General features: G+C 40.2%; 18 protein-coding genes and 1 tRNA gene. 1 reads left to right on the top strand and 18 read right to left on the bottom strand.

Annotated elements, in window-relative coordinates; all coding sequences use genetic code 11:
- Positions 1–61: 61 nt before the first annotated feature.
- The 5 genes from gap to HOD97_00820 all read right to left on the bottom strand — a co-directional run bounded on the left by gap (position 62) and on the right by HOD97_00820 (position 7,490).
- Positions 62–1,063 carry a type I glyceraldehyde-3-phosphate dehydrogenase gene (gene gap, locus HOD97_00840; protein ID MBT4280155.1) on the bottom strand — a complete coding sequence of 334 codons (1,002 nt, stop codon included), beginning with the start codon at positions 1,061–1,063 and terminating at the stop codon, positions 62–64.
- Entirely contained in the window at positions 1,060–2,079 is a 1,020-nt protein-coding gene (locus HOD97_00835; protein MBT4280154.1) for a type I glyceraldehyde-3-phosphate dehydrogenase, read from the bottom strand. The genes gap and HOD97_00835 overlap by 4 nt, the downstream gene beginning before the upstream one ends.
- 63 nt (positions 2,080–2,142) lie before the next feature.
- Positions 2,143–3,792 carry a Mur ligase gene (locus HOD97_00830; GenBank protein MBT4280153.1) on the bottom strand — a complete coding sequence of 550 codons (1,650 nt, stop codon included), beginning with the start codon at positions 3,790–3,792 and terminating at the stop codon, positions 2,143–2,145.
- Positions 3,793–3,843: 51 nt separating this feature from the next.
- Positions 3,844–6,639, bottom strand: coding sequence for a cyanophycin synthetase (gene cphA, locus HOD97_00825; GenBank protein ID MBT4280152.1), 2,796 nt, complete (start codon positions 6,637–6,639; stop codon positions 3,844–3,846).
- Between the two features lie 11 nt (positions 6,640–6,650).
- Positions 6,651–7,490 carry a cyanophycinase gene (locus HOD97_00820; GenBank protein ID MBT4280151.1) on the bottom strand — a complete coding sequence of 280 codons (840 nt, stop codon included), beginning with the start codon at positions 7,488–7,490 and terminating at the stop codon, positions 6,651–6,653.
- A gap of 273 nt (positions 7,491–7,763) precedes the next feature.
- Between HOD97_00820 and HOD97_00815 the strand changes: the two genes are divergently transcribed.
- On the top strand, positions 7,764–8,207 hold the full coding sequence (locus tag HOD97_00815) for a hypothetical protein (protein ID MBT4280150.1): 444 nt from the start codon (positions 7,764–7,766) through the stop codon (positions 8,205–8,207).
- Positions 8,208–8,386: 179 nt separating this feature from the next.
- On the opposite strand, the gene HOD97_00810 is transcribed toward HOD97_00815, so the two are convergent.
- From HOD97_00810 to HOD97_00750, 13 genes are all read right to left on the bottom strand, one after another.
- Positions 8,387–9,799: a sodium:proton antiporter gene (locus tag HOD97_00810; protein ID MBT4280149.1), complete on the bottom strand. Its 1,413-nt coding sequence runs from the start codon at positions 9,797–9,799 to the stop codon at positions 8,387–8,389.
- 117 nt (positions 9,800–9,916) lie between these two features.
- Positions 9,917–9,993: transfer RNA gene (locus HOD97_00805), tRNA-Val, on the bottom strand.
- Positions 9,994–10,011: 18 nt separating this feature from the next.
- Positions 10,012–12,405, bottom strand: a complete 2,394-nt coding sequence (gene lon / locus HOD97_00800) for an endopeptidase La (protein MBT4280148.1) — start codon at positions 12,403–12,405, stop codon at positions 10,012–10,014.
- A 132-nt stretch (positions 12,406–12,537) separates the two neighbouring features.
- Positions 12,538–13,155, bottom strand: coding sequence for a hypothetical protein (locus tag HOD97_00795; protein MBT4280147.1), 618 nt, complete (start codon positions 13,153–13,155; stop codon positions 12,538–12,540).
- Entirely contained in the window at positions 13,148–14,032 is an 885-nt protein-coding gene (gene lipA, locus HOD97_00790; GenBank protein ID MBT4280146.1) for a lipoyl synthase, read from the bottom strand. Before lipA ends, HOD97_00795 begins: the two co-directional genes overlap by 8 nt.
- Positions 14,032–15,282 carry a 2-oxo acid dehydrogenase subunit E2 gene (locus tag HOD97_00785; protein MBT4280145.1) on the bottom strand — a complete coding sequence of 417 codons (1,251 nt, stop codon included), beginning with the start codon at positions 15,280–15,282 and terminating at the stop codon, positions 14,032–14,034. The genes lipA and HOD97_00785 overlap by 1 nt, the downstream gene beginning before the upstream one ends.
- Entirely contained in the window at positions 15,282–17,285 is a 2,004-nt protein-coding gene (locus tag HOD97_00780; protein MBT4280144.1) for a tungsten formylmethanofuran dehydrogenase, read from the bottom strand. The genes HOD97_00785 and HOD97_00780 overlap by 1 nt, the downstream gene beginning before the upstream one ends.
- A gap of 3 nt (positions 17,286–17,288) precedes the next feature.
- Positions 17,289–17,924 carry a lipoyl(octanoyl) transferase LipB gene (gene lipB, locus HOD97_00775; protein ID MBT4280143.1) on the bottom strand — a complete coding sequence of 212 codons (636 nt, stop codon included), beginning with the start codon at positions 17,922–17,924 and terminating at the stop codon, positions 17,289–17,291.
- Positions 17,921–19,309: a dihydrolipoyl dehydrogenase gene (gene lpdA, locus HOD97_00770; GenBank protein MBT4280142.1), complete on the bottom strand. Its 1,389-nt coding sequence runs from the start codon at positions 19,307–19,309 to the stop codon at positions 17,921–17,923. The genes lipB and lpdA overlap by 4 nt, the downstream gene beginning before the upstream one ends.
- Before the next feature lies 1 nt (position 19,310).
- A complete protein-coding gene (gene folE, locus HOD97_00765; GenBank protein ID MBT4280141.1) occupies positions 19,311–19,868 on the bottom strand; it encodes a GTP cyclohydrolase I FolE in 558 nt (185 codons plus the stop codon).
- The gene (locus tag HOD97_00760) at positions 19,865–20,524 is read right to left on the bottom strand and encodes a queuosine precursor transporter (protein MBT4280140.1); all 660 of its coding nucleotides are present in this window, start codon (positions 20,522–20,524) and stop codon (positions 19,865–19,867) included. Before HOD97_00760 ends, folE begins: the two co-directional genes overlap by 4 nt.
- Entirely contained in the window at positions 20,521–20,943 is a 423-nt protein-coding gene (locus HOD97_00755; protein MBT4280139.1) for a 6-carboxytetrahydropterin synthase, read from the bottom strand. The genes HOD97_00760 and HOD97_00755 overlap by 4 nt, the downstream gene beginning before the upstream one ends.
- Before the next feature lie 398 nt (positions 20,944–21,341).
- A partial coding sequence (locus HOD97_00750; GenBank protein MBT4280138.1) for an IS3 family transposase occupies positions 21,342–21,451 on the bottom strand: 110 nt, incomplete at its 5' end.

Below are 21,451 nucleotides of genomic sequence, written 5' to 3'. Positions count from 1 at the left end.
TAATCCTATTAGCTTTGAGTCCTTCGCGACAATTGCGAGATCTCTATAATTCAGTTTTATTCTAAATAAATTTCTGCAGTAACCGCAATAAATCCACAACCCTGTTTGAATATCCCCATTCATTGTCATACCAGTTCAAAGTTTTTACCAAATTACCCCCGACTACTTTTGTAAATGGCGCATCGAAAATTGAAGAATGCGGATTGCCGATTATATCTGTCGAAACTACCGGCAGTGTAGAGTATTCGATAATTGATTTTAAAGAATCTGTTTCCGATGCTTCATACACAGCATCATTAATCTTGTCCGTTGTCACGTCGTCTCTCAATCTAAACACAGCATCTACAACTGAACCATCGGGAACCGGGACACGCATGGCAATCCCGTCTAGTTTTCCTTTTAATTCCGGCAACACTTTACCAACAGCACGTGCGGCGCCTGTTGTAGTCGGAATGATATTTTCAGCTGCCGCTCTGCTGCGACGCCAATCCGTGTGTGGGACATCCGCAAGCCGCTGATCATTGGTGTAAGCGTGCACCGTATTGATAACACCATATTCAATTACAAATGAATCATTGAGAATTTTCGCTAGCGGTGCGAGACAATTTGTTGTGCAACTTGCATTTGAAACAATGTGATGCCCAGGTCCAAGTTCATTGTCATTCACTCCAATGACAACCATGAAATCAATATCGTCTTTTGCAGGCACAGTCAAGACAACTTTTTTCGCGCCGGCTTTTATATGGGATTCTAGTTTTTCTTTGGTACGAAATACACCTGTCGCTTCTACAACAATATCCACGCCAAGATTATCCCAAGGTGCATCCTCCGGGTTTGGTTCTGCGAGCATTTTTATATTATGCCTACTGGTTTTAAGTATATCCCCTTCTAAAGAAACTTCATCTTTTAAGCGACCCATAACCGTGTCGTACTTCAGAAGATAAGTCAATGCTTTAGGATCGGATAAATCATTGATTGCTACGACGGAAATATCATCCTGATTATTGAGGATTCGTAACACTGAACGTCCAATCCTGCCAAATCCGTTAATTGCAATTTTCATGATGCGTTATCCAATTGATGGTAGGCTTCTGCTAATTCAAGGATACGTTTGGCAAACCCCCAGCCATTATCAAACCATGCTACTGTTTTGAGTAAATGATTGGATGCTATCATGGTAGCCTGACTGTCAAAAACCATTGTTTCTCCGCTTCCGATTACATCACTGGAAACTACAGGATCATTAGTAAATCCTATAATATCTTTGAAATTATTTACACTCGCCGATAAAAAAGCATCATTGACTTCATCAATGGATGGCATAGATTTCATCTCAGTTGTTAAATCAACACAGGAACCATTAGCCACAGGAACATTCATTGCGATTCCATCTACTTTATCCTTGAATTCAGGCATGATTTTCTGTACATAATGTGGCGCCCATGTTTCATTCGGAATAATATTCTCAACCGCCGATCTGCTTCGGCGCAGATCAGATTTAACCGCATCTGCCAAAGGTTGATCTGATGTATATGCATGAACCGTCGTCATCATTGCCCTTTCAATTCCAAAAGAACTATCAAGAATTTTTAACATGAGGGCCAAAACCTGAGTTGTAGCGGATGTGGTTGAAATTATTTTATCTGAAGTATGAATTTTATCATGATTAATACCTTTAATCACAATTCTGTCAATTTCATCTGTTGGCGGTTTAGAAACAAGTACGCGTTTTGATCCGGCATCTATATGCGGTTGTAATTCTTCTCTTAAACGAAACGATCCGGTTGAATCAATTACCAAATCAATATCATAAGCATCCCACGGAATTGATCCCGGAGATCCGCCAGTTAATAATCTTGTTTTGTTTCCATTATAATTGAGCGACTGACCATCAAGCTGAATGTCATCCTCCATTGCTCCATGAATTGAATCCCGCATCAATAAATAATGCATGGCTTCCACATCACCGAGATCACTGATCGCCATAAATCTGAATGCAGGATTTTTAAATCCTTGGCGAAATATATTTCGACCGATACGACCGAATCCGAAAAGACCTATTTTTATGGGGTGAATCATACTAAGAATTTAGGCATCATTTCATCAATTGAATAAATCAATTCCACAATTACTTTAAGTAAATCAAGCTTCGCAGAAATTCTGAATCGCCTCAATACATTCTTCTTTTTGATCCAATGCCAAAAGTAATAGTAAATCACCGGGTTCCATCCATTTCAACGCTGACAACACCCCGGTATAAATACTTTTTTCAATTATAATGGAAGATTCCTGAATGCCCTGATCCATGAAATAAGACTTTATCAGATTGGGTATTTCACCCTCTTCCCTACCGCGTATGTATTTAGGAATTTCACACACCACTACATGGTGAGGATTCAATCCAAGAGCAACATCGACGAGGTCACCAATATCTTCGTTGCTGCGGTCTCCAGCCTGACCCAAAAGGATGAGTTTCCTTTTGCCTTCCATCTGTGATACCATATCTATAATGGCGCTAAGTCCATGCGGATTATGAGCGAAATCAACGACGATTGTAGAGCCATCCTTTTTAAAAATATTTCCTCTCGCAGGATTATCTTGGTAGGATGTTCCAAAAGTTGAAAGAGCATTGAAAATAACAGATTTCTTAATCTTCAAAGATTTCGCTAAAAGAATCGCGCCGAGGCAGTTTAAAATATTGTGCCGAGACAGTCCATTCATTGCGATGGGAAAGTCGTTTACGTGCCCGATGGTTTCTTCTTCAGTACCATTCGCATATATGATTTGACCTCTGTCCAAATAGGCGCTTCGCCCTCCGCATTTTTTATGGCGATTCACCATAGGATTTTGCGGATCAAGACTGAACCAGCAAACAGTTTCAGAAACATTTTTTCCAAAATCTACACATCCCTGATCATCGGCATTCAAAATCAACAGGCCGTCGTTTTTCAACGCCTTTCGGACTACAAATTTAGTCTCAACCATTTCGGGTAAAGAGTTTACCCCCCATTCTCCAAAATGATCTTCAGCAACGTTTGTTACGATTGCTGCCTGCACATCTTCCACCGGCATTCCACGCCTTAAGATTCCTCCGCGTGCGATTTCTAACACTGCCGATGAAATGTTTTCATTTCTCAAAGTCGCTCGTGCGCCTTCCGGACCGGAATAATCGTCTGCTTCAATAGTTTTCTTGTTCACTCTGATTCCATCCGTAGATGATGCCCCGGGTGTTAATCCTGCTTCGGATAGAATAGACTCCAACAGCCTGACAGTTGTTGATTTTCCGTTTGTTCCGGTAATCAAAATAACGGGTACATCATGGATTTTTTCCCAATCCAACTCGGATGGATCCGGTATTTTATCAACGTCAAAGGTTTGCGATCCAGTGCCAGTCCCTACCGATACCATTTCATCGGCTTGCAGAAAGCGAACGCTGTTAGTTTGAGCAGCTTCTTTAAGCGCTAGTATAGACGGATTCAATTCTGCGGTAATTTCATTTTTTAATCGTGCTACATCATCGCCGAAAGAACCTGATGGTGTGTCGTTCATATCGGATACAGTTAGGTGCCACGCAGCCTCATTAACCTCACACGCCGCATAGAGCGCATCAATAGGTGCTGTAAAATAAAGAGAAATGCCATTTTCATATTTCCGATGCAAAGTCGTGGCGTTTTTCCATCCAACAGCATTCAAGTATCGCCTAACGTTTGTTTCCCAAACCTGCACAGCTTCATCTTGTCGTGCGGTAGGAACATCTACTTCAAGTATAGCGCCCGGAAGTTCTGTAAACAAACTCGGACCTGTTATTCGCCGGGTGTTCAGGATTTCCATTTTTGAGATCTATTAGTCAGATTCTTCTTTAGCCAAGCGGACACCACGTTCATCCTGAATTAATTTCTGACCTTCTTCTATAGTGAACGGCGTTTCTTCCAAACCTGTATCGGGTGTTTCGAAGCTGGTAGATTTTTCAGCGGGTATATTGGTTTTGCTTTCAAAATGAATAATTTGTTTCCACGATCGTGTAATCTCATCTCCCAATATCAGGACACAATCATCTTCTTCTGCTATTTTTAGGGAAGTATTTATGGCATCCTGTTCATCTGGAATAACTTGAATATTTTCTTTATTTATCCCTTTTCCCAGCAATGCGCTTTTCATGATTTTGGGCACTTCGTCGTCGTCTCTTCCACGGCGGTGATCGTCTGCTTTACAAATGAAAACATCAAAATGCTCAGAAGCAATTTCCGCAACTTTACGAATATCTTCATCACGCCGATCTCCCGGCGCTGAAAGAACAGCAATTCGTTTTCCGTTTACTTCCAATTTACTGACCAAGGAAGAAATTGCCCGAACAGCTGCAGGATTATGTGCATAGTCCAAAATAACTTTAAAAGGATGCTCATCAAATATATTCATTTTCCCAGGTGCTTGGAAAAATGTTTGGTTAAATGTTCTAAGTCCGTGGCTGATATCTTCCAGAGTTTTATTTAAACTATATGCCATCGCAGACGCAAACATTGCATTTTGGACATTGTGCAGCGCTTTTCCTTCAAGCGTTGCCGGAATCAAATGAGTCCATAACAGCGGAATATGCGCACCTTTATCATAAAAGGTTATCATTTCACCATTGATGCCCTTTTCAAGAACTACAGCCCTTCCTCCGGCGCGAATATGTTGTTTTACCAATTCATGTTCAGGATTCATGGTAACATAACATACATGCTCGGCTTTGGTGTAATCAGCCATCTTCAAACAGTATTCGTCATCCGCATTCAGAACGGCTGTATCGGTGGCAGTTTCAACTACCACGCGCTTGGCTTCCGCGAGTTGGTCAAGAGTTTCTACACCGCGAAGACCAAGATGGTCCGCTGAAATATTCAGGCAAGCCGCTACATCACTTTTTTCATATCCGAGACCGCTTCTTAATATGCCGCCTCTTGCTGTCTCCAAAACAGCCATATCTACATCCGGATCTCTCAACACCATTTGCGCGCTTTTGGGGCCGGTCATGTCGCCTTTTACCGTCAGGTGTCCATCAATATAGACACCATCTGTCGTTGTAAACCCAACTGTATGTCCTGCTGTTTTCATGATGTGCGCCAGCATACGGGTTGTGGTCGTTTTTCCATTTGTCCCCGTGATTCCTGCAATTGGAATTACGGATGGTGTTCCCTGCGGAAACAGCATATCCATCACGGGACCGGCAACATCCCTCGGTTCGCCTTCACTTGGCGCAACATGCATCCGAAATCCCGGTGCGGCATTCACTTCTACAATGGCACCTCCAACCACTTTGTGCGATTGTGTAATGTCATCCGTCAGAAAGTCTACTCCGCCAACGTCAAGGCCGATGGCTTTCACAGCACGTTCTGCCATGGATTTATTATCGGGATGAACAAGATCGGTCATATCTATGGATGTTCCGCCTGTGGACAAATTTGCAGTGGATCTCAGATACAGTATTTCATCCTTTTTCAAGACAGAATCCAACGTGTATTCCTTAGCTTTCATCAGCCGCTCCGCTTGATGGTCAATCTGAATTTGAGTCAGAACTTTTTCATGACCTATACCTCGCCGAGGATCTTCATTAACGATATCCAGCAATTCTTGAATTGTATGTTTTCCATTTCCAACAACACGTCCCGGTACTCGCTTTGCAACTGCAATCAGTTTACCATCCACTACAAGCATGCGATGATCAAAACCAGTGATAAAACTTTCAACCAGCACGCCCCGTGAAGATCCCCGTTCTCTGGCAATTTTGAACGCTTTTACCACTTGCGAATCTTCCGTAAGGTTTATAGAAACACCGCGGCCGTGATTTGCATTGAGCGGTTTCAAAACGACAGGATATCCAATTCTGCGTGCACGATGCACCGCTTCCTTATCTGTATAAACCAATTTTTGAATCGGAACCGGCAAGCCCAAATCGCTTAATAGAGAATTAGTATCATCCTTATCGCTGGCAATTTCAACAGAAATGTGGCGCGTCTGATTTGTAATGGTTGCTTGAATGCGTTTCTGGTATTTCCCGTGCCCAAATTGAACAAGGCTGTATCGGTTTAGTCTGAGCCATGGTATTTCTCGCGCTATCGCCGCATCTACGAGAGATGCCGTACTCGGTCCGAACTCAAATTTTTGGGCAAACCGAATGAACATATCTCTTTCTTCTTCAAAATCAAATTTTCCCGGGACAACATCCAGCTGATTTTTTACTTTTTCAGGAAGCAGGTCTAGTATAACTGTCTGCGCAAGCCGGCTGGCTTCTAAACCAACATCCCGCTGAAGATATTGGAAGACCATGTTATACTGTCCCTTTTCTTCCAAAGAACGGGTTTTGCCAAAGGTTACCTTAGATCCGGCAACATTTTGCAATTCAATGGCAACGTGCTCCATCACATGGCCAAGCCACGTTCCCTCATCTTCTTTCATCCTACGTAAAAATCCACCTTCTTCGCGATAAGAACATCCGTGATTTTTGAGATCCGGTAAATAATGTACCAATCCATCAATGAATTTTTTACCCAGTTTGGCAGTGGGCCAGTCCTCGAGAACACCCAAATCTAGAATATGCCGAATGACGGGAAACCGGGCGTAAACATTTGGTCCTACATAAACATTTGTTTCAAGAATTTTCATTTGTTTCCTCTTTACTTCTTTTCCGGCGAAATCGTTATGATTGCCTCTTTTGAATGCAAATTGTATTTGGCGCCATCTGCGAGTATGTGGAGTTTCACATCAACAATATTTATTGCATCTCCTCTGCGCGCAGTACTCATGGATGAATGCTGAATATTACTCGGATCCACAACTGTTACCGCGCCGCTACCAGCAACTTCAAATATGTTTTTATAATCAATAAAAATTGCCGTGTCCTCATCAATTCCAATCCCAATTAAGAAGGGATTGTATGCCACAGCAGATAGCAAACGCCCAAGACGGTTTCGCTGGCGAAAATGTTGATCAATTACTACGCTATTGGTTAGCCCCAACCCCGGGCTCAAAGATACGCTCCGTGGAGTCGGCGTACTTCCACTGCGACCGCCCGCAATCATGTGCTCCGGAATAATTGCAGCACCAGCAGATGTGCCGGCAAAATGAAGACCGTCTGCATTCATTTTACGGATAAGCTGGGCAACCGGCGTTCCGCCGATTATTGTTGATAACCGAAGCTGATTTCCACCGGTCATAAAAATTCCAGTGGCTTCATTAAATTGAGACAAAATTTCATCTTTTTGGCAATCTGCACGAGTCTGAATATCTAAAAAAGGAACTTTTTTCGCCCCCATTTCCGAAAACAATTGAACGTATTCCGCGCCAACGTCGGGTTCCTTTGTTGCGGTGGCAATCACTGGGATGACTGCTTTTTTTCCACCGCACAATTCCACAAATTTTTCCAATATAATTGGATTTTTTCGTTTCCTCACCGCACCGCCGATCGGTATAATAAATCCTCGGTTTTTTAATCTACTCCCTCTTGATGGGACCATGTTCGTCTTTCTTATTTATCTTAGCTATTTTGTCAATCAGGATCGTTTGAATCGAAACACCCTGGAAAATGCCGGCGAATATACATAAAAAGGACCAGTCTCAAACCGAGAAAAGGTATATTCTTCTTTTTTACAGAGTGTTGTAAGAGTATTACGACCACTGTCCTTTTTCACCATTAGTGATAATCATGACCATTATTGCTGACTGGAACAATTTCATTTTTGATTCCGTACAAACATTCGATCGTAACACTAAAGAGAAAGGAACTCATAATGAATAAAATCGATAAAGAAAAAGCCCTTACAACAGGTCTGACCCTTGCAGTGATTGCAATACTTATTGGTGCAATTGTTTATCAGAACACACCAATAGAAGAATCGGCGTCCACCCTAAGCATGAAATTGGAATCTGATGAATTCAGTTTAGTAAATATCGCTGAACTCGCACCTGCCTTAGAGGAAATCGAAGAAATGGAAATTGTAGAAATTCCGGTAGTAAGCGAGCCGATAGGTATTCCGAGTTTTGTAGATGCATTTGCGGATGCGCGCAATCGGCTTGGTCCCGGACAGACATTTTTCTGGAACGGAAATGAATATTCAACCAATAAGGCTGAAGATCTTTACACTACCTCGCAGCCAGATTCGGAATCGACTGAATCCAACTTTGCCGTTGAAGACAGCTCCGGTGAAATTCTAACACTTTCCGAAACTCCATAAGAACATTCAACAAAATCCAAGTAAGGTAAGGGGAAATTATTCCCTCACTTGCCGACCTCCGAGCCTCACCTAATCGTGGGGCTCGTTGGTTTTTGGTTTAATCAAGGAATTGATTGTTTCAGTATTATCTTAAATTAAATTGAATAAAACAGAAAAATAATCTGTCCTGAGATTACGTGTTAAAAGAATATATAACTTACTAAAATAAATAGAGGAATTAAAATTGGTAATGACCATTTGAATAAATATCCAAAAAAGGATGGCATTTCAATTCCTGATGATTCGGAAATTGATTTCACCATAAAATTGGGTGCATTTCCAATATATGTATTGGCACCCATAAAAACAGCTCCGGCAGATATAGCCAATAATGTTTGACTTAAATCTCCCATGAGCTCAGATGCATTTCCCCCGGCTGTATTGAAGAAAACGAGATAAGTTGGTGCATTGTCCAGAAAACTTGATAGAATTCCCGTGGCCCAAAAATACATATAATTAATGGGACCTGTTTCGTTGGATACTGAATTAATCACAGATGAAAGGGCGCCTCCTGTACCCGCTTTTAATATGGCAATTGCAGGGATAATTGTAATGAAAATACCAGCGAATAGTTTGCCAACTTCTACGATAGGGAACCAAGTATATTCGTTCGCTTCTCGAATTGTTTGGGATGTGATTTTCCAGCTCGCCATGGTGAGAAGTATGAGTAAAACGTCTCGCGCGATATTTTGCAGTTCAATTTCTACATAATAAATTGTAAAACTAATATGAGGATGCCAAAATCCACTCAAAAGCACCGAACCAATTACACCCACAAGCAAAAAAAGATTTACTCCGCCCTTTATTCCAAATTTTTCAGAAGTTTCTGGAACAGGGATACTAACTTCTTCTTTATTATACAAATAGGTATCCAAACCAAAAAAGATAATCAACAAACAAACTGCCATGAAGACCATGGGTGGAAACATTGCTGATGTAGTCCAGAAAAAATCCACACCTTTGAGAAAGCCCAAAAATAAAGGCGGATCTCCCAATGGGGTTAACGAACCCCCTATATTGGCCACAAGAAAAATAAAGAATACAATCACATGCACTTTATTTTTACGGTCTTTATTGGCACGAATAAGAGGGCGAATCAATAGCATGGCAGCACCGGTGGTTCCCATCCAACTGGCCAATACGGTTCCTAAAAATATAACGCCTGTATTGATAATCGGTTTTCCCACCAGTGAGCCGGTTAACTGTACACCGCCGGAAATAGTAAATAATGCCAATAAAAGAATAATAAACGGAATGTATTCCAATAGGCCCACGTGGAGTATTTCATAGAGCGTAATTGAGAATCCCTCAACCCATAAAAAAGGTACAATAAGCAGTATTGCCCAAAAAGCAGACACCTTTCCAAAATGATGGTGCCAAAACAGGGGTGCTATTAATGGGAACCCAGCTATGGATAATAAAATTCCAGCAAATGGAATTACCCATATAATAGATAGATCAGCGCCATCCAAATGAGGAGAAAGACCATGGGCATTGCCACTCGCAAATAATGTTTCATTTACAAGGATTAAAACTGGTATTAAGTATTTCATTCCATATCATTTATAAAGTTGGATTTTTTAACTCAAATATTTATACCGCGAGCTTCCAATCTTTGGTTTTATGTCAACACTGGTTCCATTTCATCCTGGTGTTGTACGAAATTGTAATGGTGGGCGCTACAAGACTCGAACTTGTGACTTCTGCCTTGTAAGGGCAGCGCTCTGACCAACTGAGCTAAGCGCCCAAAAATTCGCTTGCGAAATTAGCGTGATTTTTTTGCTTTTGAATTCGTTTTCTTACCGGATTCCTTTTTCTTCTTTCCGTTTAGGCCAGGAAGCGCAATATCAATCACATCCATCATTTCTTTCGCAAAATGAATCTTTAAATCTTTTAAAATATGTTTTGGTATTTCTTCCAAATCCTTCCGATTATGATCCGGAAGAATAATGGTCCTGATACCCGATCGGTGAGCAGCCGTTACTTTTTCTTTCACCCCACCAATGGGAAGAACATTCCCTCGTAGAGTAATTTCACCGGTCATCGCAACATTAGAAGCTACAGGTTTATCAGTCAATAGAGAAACCATCGCTGTAAACATTCCGACACCTGCAGAAGGTCCATCCTTTGGAATGGCACCCGCAGGAACATGGACGTGAATATCGGTTATTTCATTAAAATTTTCAGGTAACCCGATAATGTCCGTATGTGATCGAACGTATGTCAAAGCTGCAGTGGCAGATTCTTTCATTACATCACCCAACTGTCCGGTAAGAGTGAGTTTTCCCTTACCCTTCATTTTACTAGCCTCAATAAAAAGAATATCGCCACCGGCAGCAGTCCAAGCCAGCCCAGTTACAACACCCGGTTTTGTTGTTCGCTCAGCAATATCTGAGTAAAATCTGGGTGCGCCTAAATATTCATTTATTTTATTTTTGTTAAGTTTGATTTTTCCATTTGATTTTTCCAACTTGTCACGGGCCACTTTCCGGAGCACATTGGCAATTTCACGTTCAAGATTCCTAACTCCTGCCTCCCTCGTATAAGATCGGATGAGTTCCCGGATTGCATTTTTATCAAAAGAAACATCGGATTTAGTGAGAGCGTTCTCTTTGACCTGTTTGGGAATAAGATGTCGCTTGGCAATATGAATTTTTTCATCCTCAATATATCCGGAAAAATCAAGAATTTCCATACGGTCTCTGAGAGCTGGAGGAATTGGGTCTTGGTAATTTGCGGTTGAAATAAACATAACCTTACTCAGATCAAAATTCACATCTAAATAATGATCAGAAAATGTTGAATTCTGTTCCGGATCAAGTACTTCCAACAGTGCAGATGATGGATCCCCTCGGAAATCCGATCCAAGCTTATCTATTTCATCTAACATAAAAACGGGATTATTGGTACCGGCCTTTTTCAGGGATTGAATGATCCGACCTGGCAAAGCGCCAATGTACGTTCGCCTATGACCTCTTATTTCAGCTTCGTCGCGAACACCGCCAAGCGAAAGCCGAACAAACTCACGTCCCATTGATTTTGCGATGGATCTTCCCAGCGACGTTTTTCCAACCCCTGGAGGTCCCGCAAAACATAGGATAGGTCCGCGCATTCCACTACCCGGATCCTTTTCCTCTTTAAGAGCTCGGACAGCCAAATATTCAAGAATTCTTTCTTTAACTTTTTCTAAACCATAATGATCATCATCAAGAATTTTTTCAGCATCGGCTATATTCACCGTGTCCTTACTCGATTCACTCCATGGTAATTCAACAAGCCATTCAATATACGTACGAGACACCGTGTATTCCGGAGATTGGGTTGGAATTGCCTCCAAACGATTGAGTTCTTTTTTTGCAACTTTTTCAGCTTCCTCGGACATTTTTGCTTTAGTAATTTTTTCTTCAAGTTCGGTAAATTCTGCTGCTCCCTCATCTTCACCTAATTCCTTTTTTATCGCTTTTAATTGTTCCCGCAAATAATATTCACGCTGAGTTTTGGATATTTCATCTTGAACTTCACTTTGGATTTCTTCTCCAAGTCTAATTCTCTGCATTTCCCGATTAAGAATATCAATCGCCCTCTCAACTCTTTTTTTAACGGATAATTCTTCAAGGACTTCTTGTTTTTCATGGTTTACAATATTCAACAAACTGATTGACTTATCTGCAAGCCGAGCGGGTTTCTGAATATTTGATAGCATACCGGAATGTTCTTCAGTCAAATAGGGCGCTACTTGGATTAATTCAGCGAAAACTGTGCGGAGATTGGTCATTAATGCATCCAGTTCAATATCTTTTTCCTCTCCTTCGTCATTGACTGTCTGGATCACAGCTTTGTAATAAGGATCATGTTCTGGATATGAGAGAATTTTCACACGATCTAATCCTTGCACAATTGCTGACTTACTGTTGTCAGGCATATCAAATACTTTTAGCACTTGAGCAAGGGTTCCAAACGCATACAAATCTTCCGGCTTAGGTTCTTCAATTGAACCATCTTCCTGAGCAACTACAACAATATATTTTGCATCAGTAGGTAAATCATCTATTAATTTTAAAGATTTATCCCGGCCAATGTAGATCGGAATGACTTGCTGGGGGAATAAAACAGTATTCCTCAATGGCATAACTGGATATTGACGCGATTCTTCGTTCATAATTTCTCCGTAAAATAGGTTGAATTTATTATCATGTATGCATTCTCAATTATTGTACCAATTAAACATATACGCCTATTTGGCAACTATTTAGTTGATAAAACTTTAGTCTCACCCTATAAGGCAGAATTATCATTTTGAGTACTTAAAACTTTCTATTAATGTATCAAATGAGTTTGACCATTCTCGGATCGTATTCTTGGGTCCTATGGCTTTAAAATAGTATGGTCCTTCCGGTGTGATCGCGATGGCAGCTAACAGGCTGAATCCCGGTTTTTCTATCACCGGCCCTGTCATACTCGTGCCACGGCTCGCATAAATCCCATCCAAATACACCAAAGTAATTTCCAAACCATTCCTATTAAATTCTCGGGTACTTTCTAGCCCTTCAGAGGATTTTTCACCTGCTTGCGTGAATTGATTTATCCATCTATTAATATTTTGATCAACCGATCCTCCGATATTATTAAAGACTACAACTTCTGCATCTTCATGATCTCCTGATACACGCGGTAATCGAAACTGAGCACTGCGCATAGATGATTTTGGCTCTTCTTGCAACCAACCTTTTGGCACCGATAATTCCAGTGACCCAACTTGAATAATTCGTCCAATTGAATTGGCGGGTGCCTCAGAATGAGGTGATGAGGTTTTCTGAGACTCATCAACTCGTTGTTGATCAATTTCAGTTAACCAAGCTAGAATAATTCCAGCAAATATTGTTAATCCATAAACGAGGTTTTTATTCATTTATCCATCCTTTTAATTTTGCAAAGCGAGCCTGCTCATCGGCGTGGTAAGAACTTCGGACCAATGCGCCGGATTCCACAATCTGAAACCCAAAACTCATACCAATCTCTTTGTATTCTTTAAATTCTAAATCGTCCAGATAACGGATAACAGGCAAATGGTTTTGAGTAGGTTGAAGGTATTGTCCAATCGTAAAAACAGTTACTCCGAGATTAGAAACTTCGCGCATGGTTTCAATGACTTCATCTTTTGTTTCTCCCAATCCAACCATGATTCCTGTTTTGGTTACCAATCCAAAATCCACTGATTGTTTTAGGACGCGCATACTTCGTTTCCAATTCGCCTGTGCACGAACGCGTTTGCTAATTCGTTTCACAGTTTCAATGTTATGACTGAAAATTTCCGGGCCAGCTTCAAATATTTTTAGAAGTGCAGGTTTGTAATTCTGAAAATCTGGCGTCAATACTTCTACCGTACATTCCGGTACTCTACCATGAATTTGTCGAATCGTCTCTGCCCAAATTTCTGATCCATAATCACCCTTTAAATCATCTCTATCAACTGACGTTATAACCACATGTTTTAATTTCATTTGCCCGACTGCAATTGCAGTGCGAATCGGTTCTAACGAATCATTCCAAATTGGTTTTCCGGTTTTTACCGAACAAAATCCGCATGCTCGTGTGCATGTATCTCCAAGAATCATTATGGTTGCTGTTCCACGATCCCAACATTCAAATAGGTTTGGGCAACGCGCTTCTTCGCATACTGTCGTAAGTTTATTATTATTTATAGTTTCTTTTACAAATTGATAACCATCCCCAAATCGAAGGCGAATTTTTGGTTTTTGGGCTTTAATTTGCACAAATGATTCCATCAAAACAGTTTATCCAATTCCATTGATTTTAGATTTTTTTGCACAGTTTCAATAAACCTTGCACCTCCAGCGCCATCAATTAATCGATGATCAATTCCCAAAGTCAAACCCATTATACTTCTAATTCCAATACTATCACCTGTTGTTGATTCCAACACAACCGGACGCTTTTTGATAGTTCCTACACCAAGAATACCAACATTAGGCTGGTTTATAATTGATGTCCCCATCGTCACATCAAAAATGCCATAATTTGTAATTGAAAAAGTCGAACCTTGAAGCTCACTCGGATTGATTTTTTTATCTCTTGTACGAACAGCGATATCTCGGATTTTTCTACATAATCCTAAAAAATTCAATTCTTCACAATGCGAAATGACAGGAACCATCAACCCTTTCTCAACAGCAACAGCAAGTCCGATATTGATATTCTTATTTCGAATAATAGTTGTTTCTTCCAGGGAACTATTCATATCCGGAAAATCAATCAATGCCTGAACCGTTGCCAGCACAATAAAAGGTGTATAGGTGAGCGGAAATCCTTCACGCCGAGCAAATGATTCATTTTGTTTAGCTACAAATTCAACGATAGAAGTCATATCAACTTCTGACATAAGATAGGCGTGTGCTGATGTATCAAGACTTTTTCGCATATGATCCGCGATGAGTTTGCGCATGTGCCCCATCTCAGTCCTTTCGCCAATAACATCCGGTGACGCAGTAGAAATACCTTTATTTTCAATGTACGAGAGGATATCTTTTTTAGTTACACGACCATTTTTCCCCGAACCGGAAATCGCGGATAAATCAACATTGGATATTCCTTTTTCTTGTGCAATTTTTTGCACGACAGGTGTATAAAATCTACCATCATTCTTTTCCAGTGAATGGCTGCTATCAGGTGCAACATTAATCGGTTTTCGATCGAGTTTTTCAGGATCATTTTTTCTTTTCACCTCAGATTTTTTAACTTCCACAATCGGTAGTTCAATATCTTCAGAATCAGCTTCAGTATCAGTTTTAATCCGCGCAATGACAGCACCCACTTCTATAACATCGTTTGGTTCCGCAAGCAGTTCCACCACTGTTCCTGCAATTGCTGAGGGGATTTCAGAATCAACTTTATCTGTTCCTATCTCCAATAAAATTTCATCAAGCGCAATTGGATCTCCGAGATTTTTTTTCCACTCAATAATTGTACCCTCGGTAATGGATTCCCCCATTTTCGGCATAACAATATCTACAATCATTAATACTCCATCAATTCGTTTACTGCGGTGGATATATCAGAAGTTTGCGGTAAAACTTGTTCTTCTAAAAACCAGTTGTAAGGAATAGGAGAATCTTTGGATGCGACTCGCTTAACGGGACCATCCAATAATTCAAAAAACCTATCCGCTATGATTGCGGATATTTCTGCACCGGGGCCATTCGTTAAGGTGTCTTCGTAAACAACCATTGCTTTGGATGTTTTTTCTAGCGATTTACCAACAGTATCCATATCCAAAGGATTCAACGTCCTAAGATCGATAATTTCAACGCTGCCGTCCAAATCCGATTCCTTCACAGCTTCTATAGATTTCTGAACCATCGCGCCCCAGGTTACAATTGTCAAATCATTTCCTGGTTCAACGATCCGAGCTTTTCCAAATGGAAGCAAAAAATGGTCATCCGGTTCCGGCGTTGCAGCATACCCTTGACGATACAACCCTTTATGCTCTAAAAACAAAACCGGATCATTCATTCTGCAAGCTGCTTTCAACAACCCTTTTGCATCTGCAGCATTTGATGGATATGCAATGCGAATACCGGGCAAATGCAGAAAAAAACCATCGATGGACTGACTATGGCAAAGAGCACCATGGATATATCCGCCAACGGGAACACGAATTACCATCGGACAACTCCATGCATTGTTAGACCGGTATCGCATTGTTGCCACCTCATTTCGGATTTGCATCATCGCCGTCCAGATATAATCACCAAATTGAATTTCCACAACAGGTTTATATCCTGCAAGGCTCAGCCCGATCGCAGTTCCAATGATAGAAGATTCAGCCAACGGCGAATTGAAAACTCTCGATTTTCCGAATGAATCTGAAAGTCCACGTGTTGCAGTGAATACTCCGCCTTTGGGGTCGGCAATATCTTGCCCGTAAACCACCATTTTTTCATTTTGTTCTAATTCTTCAGATAGGGCATGATTGATTGCATCAACCAAAACAATTTTTTCATTGATCTCTTTAAAAGGATGTTCTTCAATTTTTCTATCCGATGCATAAATATGGTCTAACGCAGTCGATGCATCCGGGAATGTTTGCGCATCGGCCCATTTCGCATCACGATCAACCTTTGTAATAATTTTTTTACGAATGACGGAAAATTCTTTTTTAGATATCACCTTCGTTTTGATGCATTCCTTTTCAAATTCAATGATAGGATCTTTCTCTTTATCTTTCTTCAAATCCTTTTCTGTTCTGTATTTTCGCTGATCATCAGATGAAGAATGTGGTAAAAGCCTTACGACATGAGATACAATTACAGATGGGCCTTTCCCCTTTCTCGCCCGTTCAGTTGCTTTTTGAAACGCAAGATTTGTTTCGAAAAAATCTGATCCATTCACATCAAATCGGGCAAGATTTTGATATCCCGATACCATAGAAAACACGGAACTTCCCGAAGTCTGCTCAGAAATATGAACACTTATTGCGTATTCATTGTCTTCAATATGAAATATTACGGGTAATTTCTCCCGACTAGCCCAATTGAGCGCTTCATGAAAATCGCCTTGACTTGTGGTTCCTTCGCCGGATGAAACATATACAATTTCTTTCGTTTTATCTTTTTTTATTCCCATAGCACACCCAACAGCCTGTAGGAATTGAGTTCCAGTTGCGCTAGACTGGCTGACAATTCTGAGATCTTTATGCCCATAATGCTGGGGCATCTGGCGACCGCCTGAGTTTGGATCTTCTTTCTTAGAAAGAAAGCATAAAAGTTGTTCCCGTGCCGTCATGCCTAGCCCAAGACAAAATGCGCCATCTCTGTAATACGGAAAAGCCCAATCTTCGCCGGGGCGCAGGGTTTTTGCGGCTGCCATTTGAGCCGCCTCATGACCGGAACAGCCGATATGGAAAAAGCTTTTTCCCTGCTTTAACATAATTAACATTTTATCATCCAACTGACGAGCTAATACTAATTTTTCATATATGGATAGCAATTCTTTTTTCTGAAAACCATGAAGTTTAGGCATGGGTTAATTCCAACATTTCTTAGGGATGATAATCCGATTGAATTCTTTAATGATAACTGCTTTAACATCCTCAATTTCAACGGAACAATTCATCACTTTATTGATCGAAGTAACACCATATTCAAAAATTCCACAGGGAATAATGTCATCATAATAAGAAAGATCTGTATTCACATTTAATGAAAACCCATGCATCGTAACCCACCGTGATATCCGAACTCCCAAAGCTGCAATTTTTTCATCATTTACCCAAACACCCGTCAGCCCTTCTTTTACATCGGCTTTAATTCCAAATGATTCCAAAGTTTGAATTATAACACTTTCAAGACTGCGCATATACCAAGTGATGCTTTTGCAATATAAATTCAAATCAAGAATGGGATATCCCACAAGTTGGCCGGGGCCATGAAACGTAATATCGCCGCCGCGCTCGATATGAAAAACCTTCACATCATGAGACATATGCTCAAGCAAATGATTTTCATCGGCGTTTTTCCCAAAGGTATAAACAGGCTCATGCTCAACTAGCAGCAGCGTGTCTTCACCTTTTCCGGCCATGACCCTTTTCTGAAGTGCTTTTTGCAGATTCCATGCGGAATTATAATCCATTTTGCCGAGGTCTTGTATTTTTATACTCATTGATGCACTCCCTGCCCCATCGCATCTAATGCAGCTTCCATGACTGCTTCGGACAAAGTTGGATGTGCATGTGTAGTCGTTGCTAATTCGTCCCAAGTTGATTCTAATGCTTTTGCCATTCCCAATTCGGCAATCAATTCTGTTGCTTCTGAGCCAATAATATGAGCACCTAACAATTCACCGTACTTTGCATCAAATATTAATTTAACAAAACCATCTGTGTGTCCGGACGCCAACGCTTTTCCACTGGCTTTGAAATCAAACTTTCCAACTTTCACATCATAATTTTTTTCTTTGGCTTCCACTTCTGTCAGTCCAATTGAAGCAACTTGTGGTTGGCAATAGGTGCACCCGGGAATATTTGTATAATCAACTGGTACAGGTTTTCGACCAGCTGCATGTTCTGCCGCAACATGCCCTTGCGCCGATGCTACATGAGCCAGCCATGGCGGACCGGTTACATCGCCAATGGCATAAATATTTTCCACATTTGTTTGGTTGAATTTATTGATTACAATGGAACCTTTCTTAACCTTAACACCCAAATCATCAAGACCGATATTCTCAACATTTCCCGTCACACCAACCGCAACCAATGCTAAATCACCTTCCAAAATATTTTGTTTCCCTTTTTTATCTAGGTAAACCTTCACTTTGGATTTTAATGAGTCAATTTTTGAAACCTTTGTTTCTGTATATATTTTTATTTTCGATTTTTTAAAATTGCGCGCAAGCTCTTTTGATACTGCTTCATCTTCAACAGGAAGAATTCGTGGGAGCATTTCTATTAAGTGCACTTCTGATCCATATTCATTGAAAAAATAAGCAAATTCAACCCCAATCGCTCCAGATCCAATAACAATTAATTTTTTAGGGATTTTATTCAACACCATGGCTTCTTTTGATGATATAATTCTTTTTCCATCCAATTTCATTCCCGGAAATGATTGCGGTCGACCGCCAGTTGCAATAATAATCTTTTTTGCAGTTATATTTTGTTTCTTTTTTCCCTTAACCACTTCCAATATTTTAGGGGTGATAAGTTTTCCCGTCCCTTCGTAATGCGTAATTTTATTTTTTTTTATTAAATAAGCAATACCCTTTGAAAGTCTGTCTGCAACATCTCTGCTGCGTTTAATTGTTGAGGGAAAATCCACTGAATATTTCGGGATATTGATCCCGAATTTCTTGCTTGTTTTCACAATATGAAGTGCTTCGGCATTTTTTAACAGAGTCTTTGTTGGAATACAGCCCCAGTTAAGACAAATGCCACCCAATTTTGCTTTTTCTATAATGACAGTATTTAACCCAAGCTGAGCAGATCTTATGGCAGCCACATAACCTCCAGGACCACCACCAAGTACAGCAACATCAAAAGAATTCATCCTAAGTTCTCATTCCAACGATACTCATAAATTCTGATCTAGTTTCAGAAGATTCCCGGAATTGTCCCAGCATTGCAGACGTTGTTGCAAAACTATTCTGCTTTTCCACACCGCGCATCTGCATACACAAGTGTCTGCCTTCCATCACAATACCAACCCCGACAGGGTTCAATATTTTCTCAATCGTTTCAGCAATCTGCCCCGTTAATCTTTCCTGTACTTGAAGCCGCCTCGCGAAAGCATTCACGATACGTGGAATCTTGGAAAGCCCAATCACCTTTTTATCCGGGATGTAACCCACGTGGCAGCGTCCGAAAAAAGGAATCATATGATGTTCACACATACTGAAAAATTCAATATCCCGTACAACTATCATTTCGCTGCAATCTTCATCAAAAATAGCATCATTTACTAATTCGTCTATATTAGTGAGGTATCCGCTGGAAAAATAATTCCATGATTTTGCAACTCTTTTTGGCGTTTTTTTAAGACCCTCGCGACTTGGGTCTTCACCAATTTCGGTTAGTAAAGTTTTAATCGTTTTTTCTATATTATTCATGACAATTTTTCTTCCTTTACTTTATCTTTTAAGGCATAAACGCCTAGATAAAATAATGGTGTATCTGCTAATGCAACCAATACTTTAAAAAGAAAACCGGCCTGTAAAAGTGTTAAGAATTTAGACCATTCAATAGTCCCGGAAGCACATAACAATACTAAGACAGCAGATGTATCAATAAGTTGAGAAAATATTGTAGAGCCATTATTCCGCAGCCAGAGATGTTTTCCGTTAGTAAGTTTTTTCCAAAAATGGAATAACCGGATATCAATAAATTGTGCCGATAAATAAGCTACCATGGATGCAAATACTGCCGGGCCAAATAATCCGAATACTGAATGAAAAGTATCTGATCCAACCGGAGACCAATCTGTTTGGGGTACCCTATCCGCTATTCCAACCACCAACAATACAAATAGGCTCGCGGCGAAACCTGCTATCACAACCTGATCAGCTTTTTTCTTTCCATAGAGTTCTGAAATAAGGTCTGTACACAAAAATGTGATGGGATACGGTAGAATACCAACAGACATCTCAAATGTATAAAGCCCAAATGGCGTCCATGTAAAAAATTTTTGAAATATCAAATTCGCGCTCACAAGGGATGCGATAAATATTCCTGCCAAAACTAAATACAAGGTGGATCTAAAGTTCATTTACAGCATTCTCCGGGACCGTAATAATCCGTATAAATTGTGTTTGTTTCTTTTAGTCTTATTCGATGAAGTGCGCAACCCTTGATATGTGGTTCTATTTCCTGCCAAATATATTGAGCTAAATTCTCAGAACTTGGTTGTTTATTTTTAAACCAGTTAATAGTTTTTTCAAACTGCGTGTGATCAATTCGTTTTACAATTTTTTCATTCACAACATCCTTCAGATGAGCAAGATCAACAATAAATCCAGTCTCTGGGTTGATATCGCCCGTAACGGTTACTTCAAGAGTGTAATTGTGTCCGTGCAATTCCGCATCTGGGCCGAATACTTCTGCATTCTTTTCATCAGACCAATCTTCGTGCCCGTATTTATGGGCCGCCGAGAATGAAAAGATTTTTGTGACAAAGGGATAGCTCATTTATTTGTATGGTACAAACTTAATTATGTCTATAATTTAGGTTTACATATTATAGTGGCAAAATGAAACCGAATAATTAAAAAACCTGACTTAACAGGTAAATATAATTATTTGTCTTTCCTTATTATTTCATCTGCCGCAGATTTACGCCGATAAACACTGATATTATTGGAATTGAAAAAAACTGAATAATAAAGGTTGTCTTAAAAAATAGTGCTATTCGACAAAATTTGTTTCATTCTTTTCTAATGGAAAATCCAAAAAAAATTCGGCTGTTAATTTTTTAAATTACCAGGCAGGTAAAATGATTGAAAGTGGAATACTCAAACCAATAGCATACCCGACACTTTTTTATACTAAGTCCATGATGGACTTCATACGAAAAAGTTGACATAAAGTTAAGCAACATTTGTTAGTTTTCCATATTCAATAGGTGTTTTGTAGCCTAAGGCTGAATGAAGCCTTTGGCGGTTGTAAAACACCTCTATGTATTCAAATATGTCCTGTT

It is taken from the genome of Candidatus Neomarinimicrobiota bacterium (genome assembly GCA_018651745.1).
Taxonomy (GTDB): Bacteria; Fidelibacterota; Marinisomatia; order Marinisomatales; family TCS55; genus JAAZYX01.
The sequence above is the reverse complement of the archived record's forward strand: the minus strand, read 5'-3'. Positions and strand labels throughout refer to the sequence as shown.